At 69.1% G+C, this 14,304-nt stretch carries 13 protein-coding genes; 7 read left to right on the top strand and 6 right to left on the bottom strand.

Annotated features, from left to right (window positions below; genetic code table 11):
- Positions 1–6 precede the first annotated feature (6 nt).
- The 5 genes from ACWDR4_RS31855 to ACWDR4_RS31835 form a co-directional block, all read right to left on the bottom strand.
- Entirely contained in the window at positions 7–633 is a 627-nt protein-coding gene (locus tag ACWDR4_RS31855; RefSeq protein ID WP_450413577.1) for an RNA polymerase sigma factor, read from the bottom strand.
- 46 nt (positions 634–679) lie between these two features.
- Complete coding sequence (locus ACWDR4_RS31850; protein WP_450413576.1) at positions 680–1,792, bottom strand: aminotransferase class V-fold PLP-dependent enzyme; 1,113 nt, start codon at positions 1,790–1,792, stop codon at positions 680–682.
- A 76-nt stretch (positions 1,793–1,868) separates the two neighbouring features.
- Positions 1,869–2,591 (bottom strand): DsbA family oxidoreductase, encoded by a 723-nt coding sequence (locus ACWDR4_RS31845; RefSeq protein WP_450413575.1) that lies wholly within the window; start codon positions 2,589–2,591, stop codon positions 1,869–1,871.
- Positions 2,592–2,946: 355 nt separating this feature from the next.
- Positions 2,947–3,555: a DUF1349 domain-containing protein gene (locus ACWDR4_RS31840; protein WP_450413574.1), complete on the bottom strand. Its 609-nt coding sequence runs from the start codon at positions 3,553–3,555 to the stop codon at positions 2,947–2,949.
- Between the two features lie 110 nt (positions 3,556–3,665).
- A complete protein-coding gene (locus tag ACWDR4_RS31835; protein ID WP_450413573.1) occupies positions 3,666–5,195 on the bottom strand; it encodes an aldehyde dehydrogenase (NADP(+)) in 1,530 nt (509 codons plus the stop codon).
- A 157-nt stretch (positions 5,196–5,352) separates the two neighbouring features.
- Here ACWDR4_RS31835 and ACWDR4_RS31830 point away from each other — a divergent pair, with 157 nt between their 5' ends.
- From ACWDR4_RS31830 to ACWDR4_RS31820, 3 genes are all read left to right on the top strand, one after another.
- A complete protein-coding gene (locus ACWDR4_RS31830) occupies positions 5,353–6,126 on the top strand; it encodes an IclR family transcriptional regulator (protein ID WP_450413572.1) in 774 nt (257 codons plus the stop codon).
- 3 nt (positions 6,127–6,129) lie between these two features.
- Positions 6,130–6,621 (top strand): GNAT family N-acetyltransferase, encoded by a 492-nt coding sequence (locus tag ACWDR4_RS31825; RefSeq protein ID WP_450413571.1) that lies wholly within the window; start codon positions 6,130–6,132, stop codon positions 6,619–6,621.
- A 124-nt stretch (positions 6,622–6,745) separates the two neighbouring features.
- The gene (locus ACWDR4_RS31820; RefSeq protein ID WP_450413570.1) at positions 6,746–8,200 is read left to right on the top strand and encodes a peptidoglycan D,D-transpeptidase FtsI family protein; all 1,455 of its coding nucleotides are present in this window, start codon (positions 6,746–6,748) and stop codon (positions 8,198–8,200) included.
- A gap of 91 nt (positions 8,201–8,291) precedes the next feature.
- Here ACWDR4_RS31820 and ACWDR4_RS31815 read toward each other — a convergent pair whose 3' ends face one another.
- Positions 8,292–9,743, bottom strand: a complete 1,452-nt coding sequence (locus ACWDR4_RS31815; RefSeq protein WP_450413569.1) for an NCS2 family permease — start codon at positions 9,741–9,743, stop codon at positions 8,292–8,294.
- A 286-nt stretch (positions 9,744–10,029) separates the two neighbouring features.
- Between ACWDR4_RS31815 and ACWDR4_RS31810 the strand changes: the two genes are divergently transcribed.
- The 4 genes from ACWDR4_RS31810 to ACWDR4_RS31795 all read left to right on the top strand — a co-directional run bounded on the left by ACWDR4_RS31810 (position 10,030) and on the right by ACWDR4_RS31795 (position 14,156).
- The gene (locus tag ACWDR4_RS31810) at positions 10,030–10,596 is read left to right on the top strand and encodes a SigE family RNA polymerase sigma factor (protein WP_369036967.1); all 567 of its coding nucleotides are present in this window, start codon (positions 10,030–10,032) and stop codon (positions 10,594–10,596) included.
- Positions 10,593–11,474: a hypothetical protein gene (locus ACWDR4_RS31805; protein ID WP_450413568.1), complete on the top strand. Its 882-nt coding sequence runs from the start codon at positions 10,593–10,595 to the stop codon at positions 11,472–11,474. The genes ACWDR4_RS31810 and ACWDR4_RS31805 overlap by 4 nt, the downstream gene beginning before the upstream one ends.
- 130 nt (positions 11,475–11,604) lie before the next feature.
- Complete coding sequence (locus ACWDR4_RS31800) at positions 11,605–12,435, top strand: pectate lyase (protein WP_450413567.1); 831 nt, start codon at positions 11,605–11,607, stop codon at positions 12,433–12,435.
- Between the two features lie 32 nt (positions 12,436–12,467).
- Positions 12,468–14,156, top strand: a complete 1,689-nt coding sequence (locus ACWDR4_RS31795) for a rhamnogalacturonan lyase B N-terminal domain-containing protein (RefSeq protein WP_450413566.1) — start codon at positions 12,468–12,470, stop codon at positions 14,154–14,156.
- Positions 14,157–14,304 lie beyond the last annotated feature (148 nt).

Genomic DNA, 14,304 nt, shown 5'->3' with positions numbered 1-14,304 from the left:
CTGTCATCATGCGCCTCTTTCCAGTGCCGGGTCGGGCGGCTCGGCCAAAGTCTCCGCCAAGGTGCGAAGTGCCGTGCGCAGACGGGTTTTCGCCGTGCCCTCGGGGATGCCGAGTTCGACGGCAGCCTGCCGGTAGGTGCGGCCGGCGAAGTAGGCGAGGTGCACGACTTCCCTTTGGGGCTGCGGGAGTTCGGCGAGGGCGGTGTGCAGTTGCAGGGAGCGCTCGCGGTGGACGACGGTCTCGTCGGGGCCGGGTGAGGCGTCGGGGATGGCGTGCAGCGCGGAGTCGTCGGCGCGGGCGTCCTTGCGGTGCCGGGCCTCGCTGCGCACCCAGTCGACGGCGCGCCGGTGGGCGAGCATCGACAGCCAGGTGCGCAGTGAGCCTCGGCGCGCGTCGAAGGCGTACGGCCTGGTCCAGAGCTGGGCGAAGACCTCCTGGGCGACGTCCTCGGCGGCGGCCGTGCTGTGCGTGACGCGTGCGGCGACGGCGCGCACCAGTCCGCCGTACGCCGTGTACGCCTCGGCCAGCGCGGACTCGTCCCCGTACACCAGCCGCCGATGCAGTTCCGCGTCGGCGGGCGGTCTCACGGACCTGACGGTCCTGTCTGGCGTCGACTCCACCGGCACCACCACCCCTTGGTGACTTTCCTAGCGCCCTTGGGGATCTCGCGCCACCGGTTCAGCCGGACAGGACGTCCAGGAGTCGGTCGACGTCCGAGGTCGTGTTGTAGAGATGGAAGGCCGCGCGCAGATTTCCGGCCCGGTCGGAGACCTCGACCCCGGCACGGCTCAACTCGGGCTGGAGGTGGCCGAGTTGCGGGACAGACACGATGGCCGAGCCGGGTGCCGGTACGGGCTGGTGGCCGAGGCGGTCGAGTCCGGCGCGGAAGCGGTCGGCGAGGGCGAGGTCATGGGCGCGTACGGTGTCCACGCCCAACTCCTCGATGAGGGCGAGGGAGTGGCGGGCGCCGGCGTAGGAGAACAGGCTCGGGCTCTCGTCGAACCGCCGTGCGGAGTGGGCGAGTTCGCGCACCGGGCCGTAACAGCTGTCCCAGGGCTCCTCCCCCGCGACCCAGCCCGCGAACACGGGTGTCAGTCCGCCCAGGTCCTCCGGTACGACGAGGAAGGCCACGCCTCGCGGGCAGACGAGCCACTTGAAGGCGACGGAGGAGACGTAGTCGTAGGCGTCCGCGTCGACGGGCAGCCAGCCGGTGGCCTGGGAGGCGTCGACGTAGGTACGGGCCCCGTGTTCGCGTGCGGCCTCGCGGAGCGCGGGCAGGTCGGCGATGCGGCCGTCGGCGGACTGGGCGGCGCTGACGGCGACGAGCGCGGTGGCGGACCGGACGGACTCGGGGATCCGCTCCAGGGGCACGGTCCGTACCTTCAGATCCCCCCTCACATGGAACGGGTTGAGGACGGAGGTGAAGTCGTCCTCGGCGGTGAGGACTTCGGCGCCGGCGGGCAGCGAGGCGGCGATCAGCCCGCTGTAGACGGCGACCGAGGCCCCGGCCGCGACCCTGCGGTCGGAGACCCCGACGAGCCGGGCGAAGGCGGAACGCGAGGCCTCCACGTCGGCGAACATGTCCTGCGACTGCCCGTCGGCCACGGACTGCACGGCGGTCCGCATGGCGGCCACTGCGCGGGCCGGGAGGAGGCCGGTGCTCGCGGTGTTCAGATAGGTGTTCTTCGGAGCGAACTCGGCACGGACGAGGTTGCGGAGGTTCTCGGATGTCGAGGCTTGCGCGAAGGTCTCCATGGGACCACTGTGCGGCCCGGAGATCTCCTCGTCCATCGCCGAATTCTGCACGGCACCGCGAAGGGCTGCTTATACATAGGACCTGACCTGCGGTTTCCCCGGATCGCCCGTACTACTTCTGAGGTACGGCACACCCGTCGGGCCCGCAGACCTCGGCGTCGTCGCCCTCCGCCTGGACGATCTTGAGGGGTGTGGGCCGCTCGCCCCAGGCCTGGGTGAGTGCCTGGGCGAAGACCTCGGCGGGCTGGGCGCCGGAGACGCCGTACTTCCGGTCGAGGACGAAGAACGGCACGCCGTTGGCGCCCAGTTCGGCGGCCTCGCGCTCGTCGGCGCGCACGGCGTCGGCGTACGCGTCCGGGTCGGCGAGTACGCCCCGGGCGTCGTCGGCGTCGAGACCCGCGGCGACGGCGAGCTCCACAAGCCGCTCGTCGTCGCCGAAGACGGACTGCTCCTCGGCGAAATTGGCCTGGTAGAAGAGCTGGATCAGCTCGTCCTGGCGCCCCTTGTCCTTGGCGAGGTGGAGCAGCCGGTGCATGTCGAAGGTGTTGCCGTGATCACGGTCCCGGGTCCGGTAGGCGAGCCCCTCGGCGGCGGCCTGCGCCCCCAGGTTCTCCTCACCGGCCTGCGCCTGCGCCTCGCTCATGCCGTACTTCTTGGTGAGCATCTTGAGAACGGGCTGGATGTCACCCTTGGCACGCCCCGGGTCCAGCTCGAACGACCGGTGCACCACCTCGACGCCGTCCCGGTGCGGAAAGGCGCCGAGCGCCTTCTCGAAGCGGGCCTTGCCGACGTAGCACCAGGGGCAGGCGATATCGCTCCAGATCTCGACGCGCATGTCTTCGGCTCTCCAGGTCGTACGGGTACGGAACGGGTGCGGAGACACCCTCCGCCGAGTGTATGAACGTTCAAGCAGCGCGGATCATTCCCGGGTCCCGGGGTGGGGGGTATCCGTCCTCGGTCCGGCGGTTCCGTCTCTTGCAAAGCCGGCCGGTGCTGGACGCCGGCCGCTGCGGGCGGGCACCCCCCACCCCGTCCCTTTCCCGCCGTACGCGACCAGCAGGCCAGTCCGGGGGATCCTTTGCCAACCCAGGGGCGCGGGGAACTGCGCGACCAGCCCCCACAGACCCGCACCCGCCCGACAACCTGACCCGGCACCCCCGATGGCGCCCCGCCCAAGCTCAGCGCAGCGCTCAGCTGCCGTCCCGCAGGTCCTTCGGCCACTCCGGGCGGAACTCGATGTGGTCGTACGTCACCACGCAGCCCTCGCCCATCGGTGACTGGGTCATGAAGCCGACCAGGGCCGCGTCCGTCTCCTTCTCGTCGCCCAGGGTGAACAGGCGGACGAAGGTCCACTTCTCGCCGTCGCGGGAGGCGTGGAAGGCGAAGGCCCGGCCGGTGCGGCTGATCCGGAGCCAGACCGAACTGCCGTCCACGGCGAAGGAGTTGGCGTCGTCGGAGTGTCCCCGGGTGACCACCGTGCAGACGGTGGCCACATCCGGGGAGTACTCCAGACAGAGCTTGGCCCAGGCCCGTTCGCCGACATGGACGTACAGCACCCCGGCATCGAAGGAGGCCGCGAACCCGACCGTGACCCGGGCGATCAGCTGAAAGTCCCCGTGCGGCGCACCCAGCAGCCGCGGCGCGTCGGCAGCGGGGTCCAGCGACTCCCCGGTGGGCGGCACGAACCGATCCTGCCGGGGCCCGGCCCACCCGGTGAGCACCCCGTCCTCGTACGACCAGTGCCCATCGGGCCCGTACGTACGGAGGGGGAAAGGCAGTTGGGGAAGCTCCAAGTCCATTGCCTGATTATCGCAGGCCCGGATAGACGGGCCCCGTCAGGGGCGCGGGGAACTGCGCGACAAGCCACAACGGACCCGCAGCCGCGAAATACCACCGCACCCCAACGACGCTAGCGCTCCAGGCGACCATTGAACCGCCGGGGCAGCCCCAGCGAATTCTCGTCCCGCAGCTCAACCGGCAGCAGCGCGGCAGGCGCGTTCTGATAAGCCACCGGCCGCAACCACCGCTCGATAGCCGTCCCCCCGACCGACGTCGACGTCGACGTCGTGGCCGGGTACGGCCCCCCGTGCTGCTGGGCCGCGGCCACAGCAACCCCGGTCGGCCACGCGTTCACCAGCACACGCCCCGCCAGCGGCGTCAGCTCGGCCAGGATCTCCGCCCCACGCCCCTCCCCCGCGGCCTCCTCCGCCGAGAGGTGAACCGTCGCCGTCAGATTCCCCGGCAGCCGCGAGAGAACGGCGTTCGCTTCCGCGTCGTCCGTGTAGCGGGCCACGACAGTGACCGGACCGAAGCACTCCTCCAGGAGCAGGTCGTACGCCCCCTCCACCGCCAGCTTCTCGGCCGCCACCGTGAGGAACCCCGCGCTGACCGTGTGCTCGCCTCCCGCGCCCGGCGTCACCGGGGACTCGACCTCGGGCAGTTCGGCGCGCTCGGCGACCCCGGCGACGAAGTTGTCGCGCATCCGGTGGTCCAGGAGGACACCGGCGTCCGTGTTGCTCACCGCGTCCGTCAGCGACTTCAGCAGACGGTCGCCCGCCGCGCCCTCCGGCGCCAGCACCAGGCCGGGCTTCACGCAGAACTGGCCGACGCCCAGCGTCATGGAGCCCGCGAGCCCCGTACCGATCGCCTCGGCGCGCTCGGCGGCTGCCGCCTCCGTGATCACCACCGGGTTCAGGGAGCCCAGCTCGCCGTGGAACGGGATCGGCACCGGCCGGGCCGCCGCCGCGTCGAAGAGGGCACGGCCGCCGCGTACGGAACCGGTGAAGCCGGCCGCCGCGACCAGCGGGTGCTTGACCAGCTCGACGCCCGCCTCGAAGCCGTGGACCAGGCCGAGGACGCCCTCGGGGATGTCGTGCTGGGCCGCGGCCCGGCGCAGGACGGACGCGACCAGCTCGGACAGGCCCGGGTGGTCCGGGTGGGCCTTGACGACGACCGGGCAGCCGGCCGCGAGCGCGCTCGCGGTGTCGCCGCCGGGGACGGAGAAGGCGAAGGGGAAGTTGGAGGCCGAGTAGACGGCGACGACCCCCAGCGGGACCTTGTAGCGGCGCAGGTCGGGGATCGGCGGGGTCGCGGTGTCGTCGGGGTGGTTGATGACGACGTCGAGGTAGGCGCCCTCGTCGACGATGTCCGCGAAGGCCCGCAGCTGGTAGCAGGTGCGGGCGAGTTCGCCGGTCAGCCGGACCGGGCCGAGCGCGGTCTCCGCGTCGGCGGCCTCGACGAGGTGGCCCTTGGCCGCTTCGAGCTGCTCGGCGGCACTGCGCAGGAAGGCCGCGCGGACCGTGCGGTCGGCGAGGGCCGGGCGGGCGGCGTGCGCCGCGCGGACGGCGGCGTCCACCTCCTGGGCTGTGGCCTCGACCGCGACCTGCTCCCGCTGCTTCCCGGTACGGGGGTCGACACTCCAGACTGGTGCTGCTGCCACCGGGGGTCCCTCCAGATTGTGTTGCCATTTGTGCTGCGTGTTTTGTGATGCGAATTCCTGCGTCATTCACCAGGCGCGTTCGATATGCTGAACAGCGTCTCTGATGATGAATATGCTGTTGGAGACTATTTCCCGTCGAACGAAGGGGTCAAGGGCGATGTCGGCAGCCGAGACAGGCGGCGGGGCGCAGGTCAAGTCCGCGGTACGGACCGTTGAACTGCTGGAATACTTCGCCGGACGTCCCGGCATGCACTCCCTGGCGGCGGTCCAGGAGGCCGTCGGTTACCCCAAGTCCAGTCTCTACATGTTGCTGCGCACTCTTGTCGACCTCGGCTGGGTGGAGACGGACGCCACGGGCACGCGGTACGGCATCGGCGTACGGGCGCTGCTGGTCGGTACGTCGTACATCGACGGCGACGAGGTGGTCGCGGTGGCCCGCCCGACCCTGGACCGGCTCTCCGACGACACGACGGAGACCATCCACCTGGCGCGGCTCGACGGTACGAACGTCGTCTACCTCGCCACCCGGCAGTCGCAGCACTACCTGCGCCCCTTCACCCGCGTCGGCCGCCGGCTGCCCGCCCACTCGACCTCCCTCGGCAAGGCGCTGCTGGCCACGCACACCGACGAGCAGGTCCGCAAGCTGCTCCCGGAGACGCTGCCCGCGCTGACCGAGCACACGATCACCGACCGGGAGAAGCTCATCGAGGAGCTGCACCTGGTGCGCGAGCAGGGCTTCGCGGTGGACCGCGAGGAGAACACGCTGGGGCTGCGCTGCTTCGGCGTGGCGGTCCCGTACCGCACCCCCGCGCGGGACGCGATCAGCTGCTCGGTACCCGTCGCCCGACTCACCCCCGCCCATGAACAGATGGTCAAGGACGCCCTGTTCGACGCACGCGACCGGCTGACCCTGGCCACCCGGAGGCTCTGAGCGATGAGGTACACGGCGTCCACGGAGGTCGAGCTCCGTGAGGTCCACGACAGTGACCTGCCGGTCTTCTTCCGGCAGACCAACGACCCCGAGTCGCTGTGGATGGCCGCGTTCACGGCGAAGGACCCGACCGACCGGGACGCCTTCGACGCCCACTGGGAGCGCATCCGCGCCGCGCCGGACGTACTGAACCGCACGGTCCTCGTCGACGGTGACGTCGTGGGCAGCGCGGCGGTGTACGGCGAACCGGGCGAGCGCGAGGTGACGTACTGGATCGACCGCGCCTACTGGGGGCGCGGTATCGCGACGGCCGCGCTGCGCGCCCTTCTGGCCGCCGTCCCGGAACGCCCGCTGCACGCGCGCGCCGCCGCCGACAACGCGGGCTCGCTGCGGGTCCTGGAGAAGTGCGGTTTCCGCGTCTCCGGGCACGACCGGGGGTACGCGAACGCGCGCCGCGCGGAGATCGACGAGGTCGTGCTGACGCTGGACGCCTGAGCGTCGTACGACGGTATGTGTGTCCCTTACAGCCCCTCGTGGCACCCCTGATTTTCATGAATGGACCATGAGAAATCAGGGGGAAGGGAACGTTCGGTTCGGTGCCGGTCGTCTTCGGAGTGGGATGAACAAGACGATCAGGCGCGCCTCCGTCTTCTCACTGCTGCTCGTGCTCTCCCTGCTGGTCAGGGCGACTTGGGTGCAGTTCTACGACGGCCAGGCGCTCGCGGACGACAGCAAGAACCGGCGGAACGCGATCGCGTTGTACGCGAACCCGCTCGGGAACATCATCGTGGCCGGCGAGTCGGTCACCGGCTCGAAGGAGACGAGCAGCGGGGATCTCAAGTACCAGCGGACGTACACGGACGGCAAGCTCTACGCGGCCGTGACCGGGTACAGCACACCCCTGTTCGCGCCGACGCAGCTGGAGGGCATCTACAAGGACGTCCTCGACGGCTCGGACAGCAGACTGACGACCGTCATGGACACGGTCACCAACAAGCACGCCACCCCGGGGAACGTGATCACGACGATCGACCCGGACGTTCAGAAGGCGGCTTACGCGGCGCTCGGTGACAAGAAGGGCGCGGCCGTCGCCATCGACCCGAAGACCGGCAGGATCCTCGCCATGGTCTCCACACCGTCGTACGACCCGTCGACGATCACCGGGGCGAGCGACGGCGACGCCTGGACCAAGCTCAACGAGGACCCCGACAAACCGCTGGTCAACCGGGCGATACGGCAGCCGCTGCCGCCGGGTTCGACGTTCAAGCTGGTGGTCGCGGCGGCGGCGCTGGAGGACGGGCTGTACGGGTCGGTGGACGACCGTACGGACAGCCCGGACCCGTACACGCTGCCGGGTACGACCCGCGAGCTGACGAACGAGAACCCGAACGCGCCCTGTGAGAACGCCACGATCCGGGTCGCGCTCCAGTACTCCTGCAACAACGTCTTCGCGAAGATGGCCGTCGACCTCGGGCAGGACAAGGTGAGGGCGATGGCGGAGAAGTTCGGCTTCAACGACGAGTCGCAGGACGTGCCGGTGCGGGCGTATCCGAGCGTGTACCCGTCGGACATGGAGAAGTCGCAGACCGCGCTGACGGGGATCGGGCAGTTCGATGTCACGGCGACGCCGTTGCAGATGGCCATGGTGTCGGCGGCGATAGCCAACGGCGGCAAGCTGGTCTCACCGCACATGGTGTCGCAGGTGGTTACCCCCGGCGGGGATGCGTTGGAGGACCTTGACAGCTCGGCGTCGACCAAGGAGGTCATCAGCTCGGGGACCGCTGAGCAGTTGCAGTCGGCGATGCAGACGGTTGTCTCCGACGGTACGGGGACGAACGCGCAGATAGCCGGTGCGACGGTGGGGGGTAAGACGGGGACGGCTCAGCATGGGGAGAACAACAGTCAGACGCCTTATGCGTGGTTCACGTCTTATGCGAAGTCCGAGTCCACGGGTGAGGAAGTTGCTGTGACTGTGCTGGTCGAGCAGTCGGGGGCGGCTCGGTCCGAGGTGAGTGGGAATGGGCTGGCTGCGCCTGTTGCCAAAGCGATGATGGTTGCTGCGCTGGCTGGGTGAGTTGGTCGGGTGCTGCGCCGTCGTGGCTGATCGCGCAGTTCCCCGCGCCCCTAAAAGCTAAAAACGGGGCGCGGGGTTGCTTGCCCTCTGTTTACTTCGTGCCGAAGAGCTGCTGAATGGGGTCGATCGCGAAGTAGATCAGGAACAGTGCGCTCGTGCCCCACAGGAGCCAGTGGACCTCCTTGGCCTTGCCTACGACCGTCTTGATGAGGACGTAGGCGACGAAGCCGGCGCCGATGCCGTTGGTGATGGAGTACGTGAAGGGCATCACGGCGATCGTCAGGAACGCGGGGATGGCGATCTCGTACTTGTCCCAGTCGATGTGCTTGACCTGGGTCATCATCAGGAAGCCGACCGCGACCAGGGCGGGGGCGGCAGCCTGCATCGGGACGATCGTCAGGATCGGCGTGAAGAAGAGCGCGCAGGCGAACAGGCCGCCGGTGATCAGGTTGGCGAAGCCTGTGCGGGCACCCTCGCCGACGCCCGCCGCCGACTCGATGTACGAGGTCGCCGAGGACGAGGAGCTGGCGCCGCCCGCCACCGCCGCCGCGCCGTCGATGAGCAGCACGCGGCCGAGGTTGGGGACCTTGCCCTCCTCGTCGAGCAGGCCGGCCTCGGCGGTGATGCCGACGACCGTGCCCATGGTGTCGAAGAAGTCCGACAGGATCAGGGTGAAGATCAGCAGGACGACGGTGATCACCGTGGTCTCGCCGAACGCGCCGAACAGGCTGAAGTCGCCGATCAGCCCGAAGTCGGGGGTGTCCGCGATCTTGTCGGGCCAGGCCGGCGTGGTCAGGCCCCAGCTCTTGATGTCGGCGATCGAGTTGATGATCAGCGCGACGAGCGTCATCGTGACGATGCTGATCAGGATCGCGCCCTTCACCTTGCGCGCGATGAGGCCGATGGTCAGCAGGACGCCGAGACAGAAGACCAGGACCGGCCAGCCGCTGAGGGTGCCGGTGCCGCCGAGCTGCACCGGGACCGTCGTGCTCGCGATGTCCGGGATACGGGTGACGAAGCCGGCGTCGACGAAGCCGATGAAGGCGATGAACAGGCCGATGCCCACGCCGATCGCCGCCTTGAGCGGCCCCGGAATCGCGTGCATGATCGCTTCTCTGAGGCCGGTCACCACAAGGACGCAGATCAGCAGGCCCTCCAGGACGACCAGGCCCATCGCGTCGTCCCAGCTCATCAGCGGGGCGATCTGGAAGGCGACCACCGCGTTGAGGCCGAGGCCCGCGGCGAGCGCGAGCGGGAGGTTGCCGCCGACGCCCATGATGATCGTCATCACCGCGGCCACCAGGGCGGTGGCGGTGACGAGCTGGACGCTGTCGAGCTGGTGGCCGAACTTGTCCTTGGCGCTGCCCAGGATGATGGGATTCAGGACAAGGATGTAGGCCATCGTGAAGAACGTGGCGAAACCGCCGCGTACTTCGCGGGCGAAGGTGGATCCCCGCTCGGAGATCTTGAAGAAGCCGTCGACGCTGTTCACCGCGGGGGGTGCGGCGCTCGGCCGGTCAGCCACCTTCTGTGGTTCGGACATGGCGGTAACTCCTCGTTGCCTGAATGATCTGTGTGCGGATGCTGGCTGGATTGTTCCTGTGTTGAACGGTTTTCAGGTTTTCTCCGTGTTACAGAATCGGGCTCGCCCTGTCGTACGACACTCGAAGGGCCGTGCGCATGCCTGATACTCTCTCGGCTCTCGCGCCAAACGATCACCTTCTCTTCACCGGCGCACCACAGTGGCCGTATACGCAGACGCCCGGCTTCGGCCGGCAGCCGCCGCTGGCCAGGGAAAACCCAGCGAATCTAAGGGGGAGAGGTCGCCCGTGGGCACTGTTGTCGACGACGCAGCCTCCGTCGAGTTCCATGCCTTCTTCGAGCGGCACTACGCCGAACTCGCGCGCCTGGCCCACCTGCTGACGGGTGAGGCGGACGCCGCCGACGACCTGGCGGCCGACGCGCTGCTCGCGCTGTGGCACCGCTGGGACCGGGTGCGAGCCGCCGATCATCCGGTGGCGTACGCGCGTGGCGTGGTCGCGAATCTGGCCAAGACCCGTATCCGCAGCGCGGTCCGGGAGCGCCGGAGAATCACCTTGTTCTGGTCGCAGCGAGAAGAGAAGACGGAGAATCCCGACATACCTGGCGTCATAGACGTCCAGGAGGCCTTGCGTCGGCTGCCGTTCCGTAAGCGGGCGTGTGTGGTGCTTCGGCACGCTTTCGATCTCTCGGAGAAGGACACCGCGCTCGCGCTGGGAGTTACTGTCGGTACGGTGAAGAGCCAGACGTCCAAGGGAATGGCCGAACTGCAGCGGCTCCTTGGCACCGACGAGGCCCCGCTTCGAATGCGTACCCCTGTGCGTACCCCTGGCGGAGCGGGAGGAACGAACCGATGAGGACGCCGCACGACGAGCTGCGTGCCGGGCTGCGCGAGGCGGCCGAGGCGTACGAGCCCGACCGCGCGCGCATCCTCGCGCGGGTCGAGCGCGGCATGGCCGCCGGTCCCGAGGAGAAGCAGGCCCGGCGCCGGACGACTCGTCCGCCGGTGCTGAGCTGGGTGCGGGTCGCCGGTGCCACCGCCGCGGTCTCGGGGATTCTCGCGATGGGCGGGTACGCGCTGGCCTCGGTGGTGAAGAGCGACGAGACCCCGGCCGATCCGACCGTCTCGGTCTCGCCCCTGCCGACCCCGTCGCCGGACGCGACGAGCCGCGCGCCGATCGTGCCGGCCCCGGAGCCGTCGGGCGACAACGCCCAGGACGAGAAGCCGAGTTCGACACCGACGCCGACGCCCACTCCGACGCCGAAGGCCTCGAACACGGTGGCGGCGCCGGCTGCCGAGGGCGCCGAGGACGGGCCGCTGTGGTCGGACGGCTCGGTCGATCCGCACAGCAACGACTTCTGGGCGCAGAGCAACGTCACCATCAAGACCTCCGAGGAACTCACGTCGTTCACCGTCGAGTTGAAGGTCGCCCAGACCGGCGGGGTCACCTCCGCGGGTGCCTGGCGGTCGGCTCCGGAGGACGACTTCGCGCTGACGGTCGCCGAGAAGGACGGCTTCCTGGTCTACACGTGGGTGCTCAAGGAGGGCCACACGGTCTGGCCGGGCGAGTGGGTCTTCGCAGGCCAGTACGACCACACGCGCGGCGGCCGGGACGCGAAGGACGACTCGTACACGGTGACGGCGAAGACGGAAGCAGCGGGTCAACAGCTCGCTGTGAAGGGCGACTTCGCAGGTCAGGACAGCAACGACGAGTCCGACGACGGCGATTCGTGAAGCCGTAGCCCCAACTAGCAGAAGCTACTGCCCCAACTCGTAAAGAAATTCAGCAGACTCGGCAACCCTTTCCGCACGGGTGGCGACCAGGAGACGCACACATCTCCTCACCACCCAAGGAACACGGTTCATGACTGCACCAGTTGAACAGCACGTCCGGCACCGTCGTCGGGTCACCGGCCGGCGTGCCGTGATCGGCGGCGTCGCCGCTCTCGGCCTCACGGCCGGGGCGGTCCTGACGACGACGCTGCTGTCGTCCGCCGGTGCCGCCGCCACCTGGCCGACGGCCAAGGGCAGCAAGGGCGTGTCGTCGACGATCAAGGTGTCGGGCACGTACGACGGCAAACTGCAGAAGTTCTTCGGCAGTGGCGCGCTCGGCAGTGGCAGCCAGGACGAGGGGCAGGACCCGGTCTTCGAGCTGGCGGACGGCGCGGTCCTGAAGAACGTGATCATCGGCACCCCGGGCGCGGACGGCGTCCACTGCACCGGCTCCTGCACGCTGGAGAACGTGTGGTGGCTGGACGTCGGCGAGGACGCCGCCAGCTTCAAGAGCAAGAAGTCGACGGCCGTGTACAAGGTGATCGGCGGCGGCGCGAAGTCGGCCTCCGACAAGGTGTTCCAGTTCAACGGCGCCGGCAAGCTCAGCATCACCGGCTTCCACGTCGAGAACTTCGGCAAGCTGGTGCGCTCCTGCGGCAACTGCAAGACGCAGTACAAGCGCACGATCGTGATCAGCGACATCGACGCGACCGCGCCGGGCAAGGTGCTGGTCGGCGTGAACGCGAACTACGGGGACACGGCGACGCTGAGCAAGATCCGGATCTACGGCGAGACCAAGAAGAAGATCAAGCCGTGCGTGCGCTTCAACGGCAACAACACCGGCAAGGAGCCGACCGAGATCGGCAGCGGCGCCGACGGAACCACCTGCAAGTTCTCGCCATCTGACGTCACGTACAAGTAAGTGAGTCTTCAAGTACGACGGAGCCAGGACCCTTGAGCACGCACAAGAAACACATCGGTCGCCGCAGGCTGCTGGCCGCTTCCGCTGCCGGCGTGGCCGGTACGGGCGCGGCGGTGGCGGTCGGCAGCGGTCTGCTGTCGTCCGCGTCGGCGGCTGTTTTCGGCCACACCGACGACGGCTCCAACTACGTGGTCAACACGGGAGCCTCGCTCGTCTTCAAGGTCTCGAAGACGACCGGCGACCTCACGTCGCTGGTCTACCGGGGCAAGGAGTACGAGGGGTACGGGGGCAAGCACTCGCACGTCGAGTCGGGGCTCGGCGCGTCCACGGTGACGATTCGGCAGTCGGGCTCGACGATCCTGGTCAAGGTCGTGCACGGGGCGATCACCCAGTGGTACGCGGCGCGCAGCGGCCAGAACAACGTCTACCTGTGGACGAACAAGGCGGACGCCTCCTTCACGGCGACCCGTTTCCTTGTCCGCCTCAAGCCGGGGCTGTTCCCGAACGAGGGGTCGGACTCCTGGATCGAGGCCTCCGACAAGGTCATCGAGGCGGGGGACGTCTGGCAGCGCGCGGACGGCACCACGCACTCCAAGCACTACTCGGGCAAGCGGGTCGTCGACTACGACCACATCGGCTTCACCACCGGTTCGGTCGGTCTGTGGATCGTGCGCTCCAACCACGAGAAGGCGTCCGGCGGTCCCTTCTACCGCTCGCTGCTGCGCCACTCGAACGACAAGGGCGCGGGGCTGTACGAGATCCTGCACTACAACCAGGCCCAGACAGAGGCGGAACGTTTCGGCTTGCAGGGTCCGTACGTCCTCGCCTTCACGGACGGTGCCGCTCCCGCCTCTTCCCTCACCGCGGCCAACCTGGACACCTCCTGGGTGGACGGGCTCGGCATCACGGGCTGGGTGGGAGCGGCCGGGCGCGGCAAGGTGGCCGGCGTCGGTATCAAGGGGATGGACGCGAAGTACCCGTACACCGTGGGCTTCGCGAACGCCGACGCGCAGTACTGGACGAAGGCCGCCTCCGGCACCGGTGCCTTCTCCTGCAAGGGGATGCTGCCGGGGACGTACACGCTGACCGTGTTCAAGGGTGAACTGGCCGTGCACACGCGGTCGGTGACGGTGCAGGCGGGCGGCGCGACCGCGCTGAACAGCATCACCGTCACCGGGGACCCGTCCGCCGCGAGGACGATCTGGCGGCTCGGCGACTGGGACGGCACGCCCGGCGGGTTCAAGAACGCCGAGCTGATGACGTACGCGCATCCGTCCGACGCCCGGGCGGCGAAGTGGACGGGGAACGTCACGATCGACGTCGGCGCGGAGGCCGCGTCGGCGGGCTTCCCGGCGTACATGTGGAACGGCGTCAACGACGGCGTCCTCGTGTACTTCAAGCTGACGGCCGCCCAGGCCGCCGCCGCGCACACCCTGCGCATCGGTGTGACGGACGCCTTCTCCAACGGCCGCCCGCGCGTCACGGTCAACGACTGGGTGTCGGCCATCCCCTCGGCACCCGCACAGCCCTCGACGCGCTCCCTCACCACGGGTTCGTACCGGGGGAACAACCGTTCGTTCACGTACAGCGTCCCTAGTAGTGCGTGGAAGACGGACGCGAGTCAGTACAACGTCCTGAAGATCAGCATCGTCAGTGGTTCGAGCGGCACGGCGTTCCTCAGCCCGGGCACCTCGTTCGACTGCCTGGATCTGCTGGCCTGAGCCCCCCTCGGCCAGTCAGAAAAGAGCGCCCCCTGCCAGTGACGACTGGCAGGGGGCGCTCGCGTCCCGCAGGGGCGCGGGGCTGGCTGGGGCGCGCGGGGCTGGCTGGGGCGCTCGCGCCCCGCTAGGGGCGCGGGGAACTGCGCGA

Source organism: Streptomyces sp. NPDC000878 (assembly GCF_053599695.1).
Note: the sequence above shows the minus strand (reverse complement) of the source record. Positions and strands in the feature narration are given on the sequence as shown.

Coding starts and splice junctions, on each gene's coding strand:
- ACWDR4_RS31805 (WP_450413568.1), top strand. CDS start 10,593: ATGAGGACGCCGCACGACGAGCTGCGTGCCGGGCTGCGCGAGGCGGCC.
- ACWDR4_RS31825 (WP_450413571.1), top strand. CDS start 6,130: ATGAGGTACACGGCGTCCACGGAGGTCGAGCTCCGTGAGGTCCACGAC.
- ACWDR4_RS31820 (WP_450413570.1), top strand. CDS start 6,746: ATGAACAAGACGATCAGGCGCGCCTCCGTCTTCTCACTGCTGCTCGTG.
- ACWDR4_RS31830 (WP_450413572.1), top strand. CDS start 5,353: ATGTCGGCAGCCGAGACAGGCGGCGGGGCGCAGGTCAAGTCCGCGGTA.
- ACWDR4_RS31840 (WP_450413574.1), bottom strand. CDS start 3,555: ATGGACTTGGAGCTTCCCCAACTGCCTTTCCCCCTCCGTACGTACGGG.
- ACWDR4_RS31815 (WP_450413569.1), bottom strand. CDS start 9,743: ATGTCCGAACCACAGAAGGTGGCTGACCGGCCGAGCGCCGCACCCCCC.
- ACWDR4_RS31800 (WP_450413567.1), top strand. CDS start 11,605: ATGACTGCACCAGTTGAACAGCACGTCCGGCACCGTCGTCGGGTCACC.
- ACWDR4_RS31850 (WP_450413576.1), bottom strand. CDS start 1,792: ATGGACGAGGAGATCTCCGGGCCGCACAGTGGTCCCATGGAGACCTTC.
- ACWDR4_RS31845 (WP_450413575.1), bottom strand. CDS start 2,591: ATGCGCGTCGAGATCTGGAGCGATATCGCCTGCCCCTGGTGCTACGTC.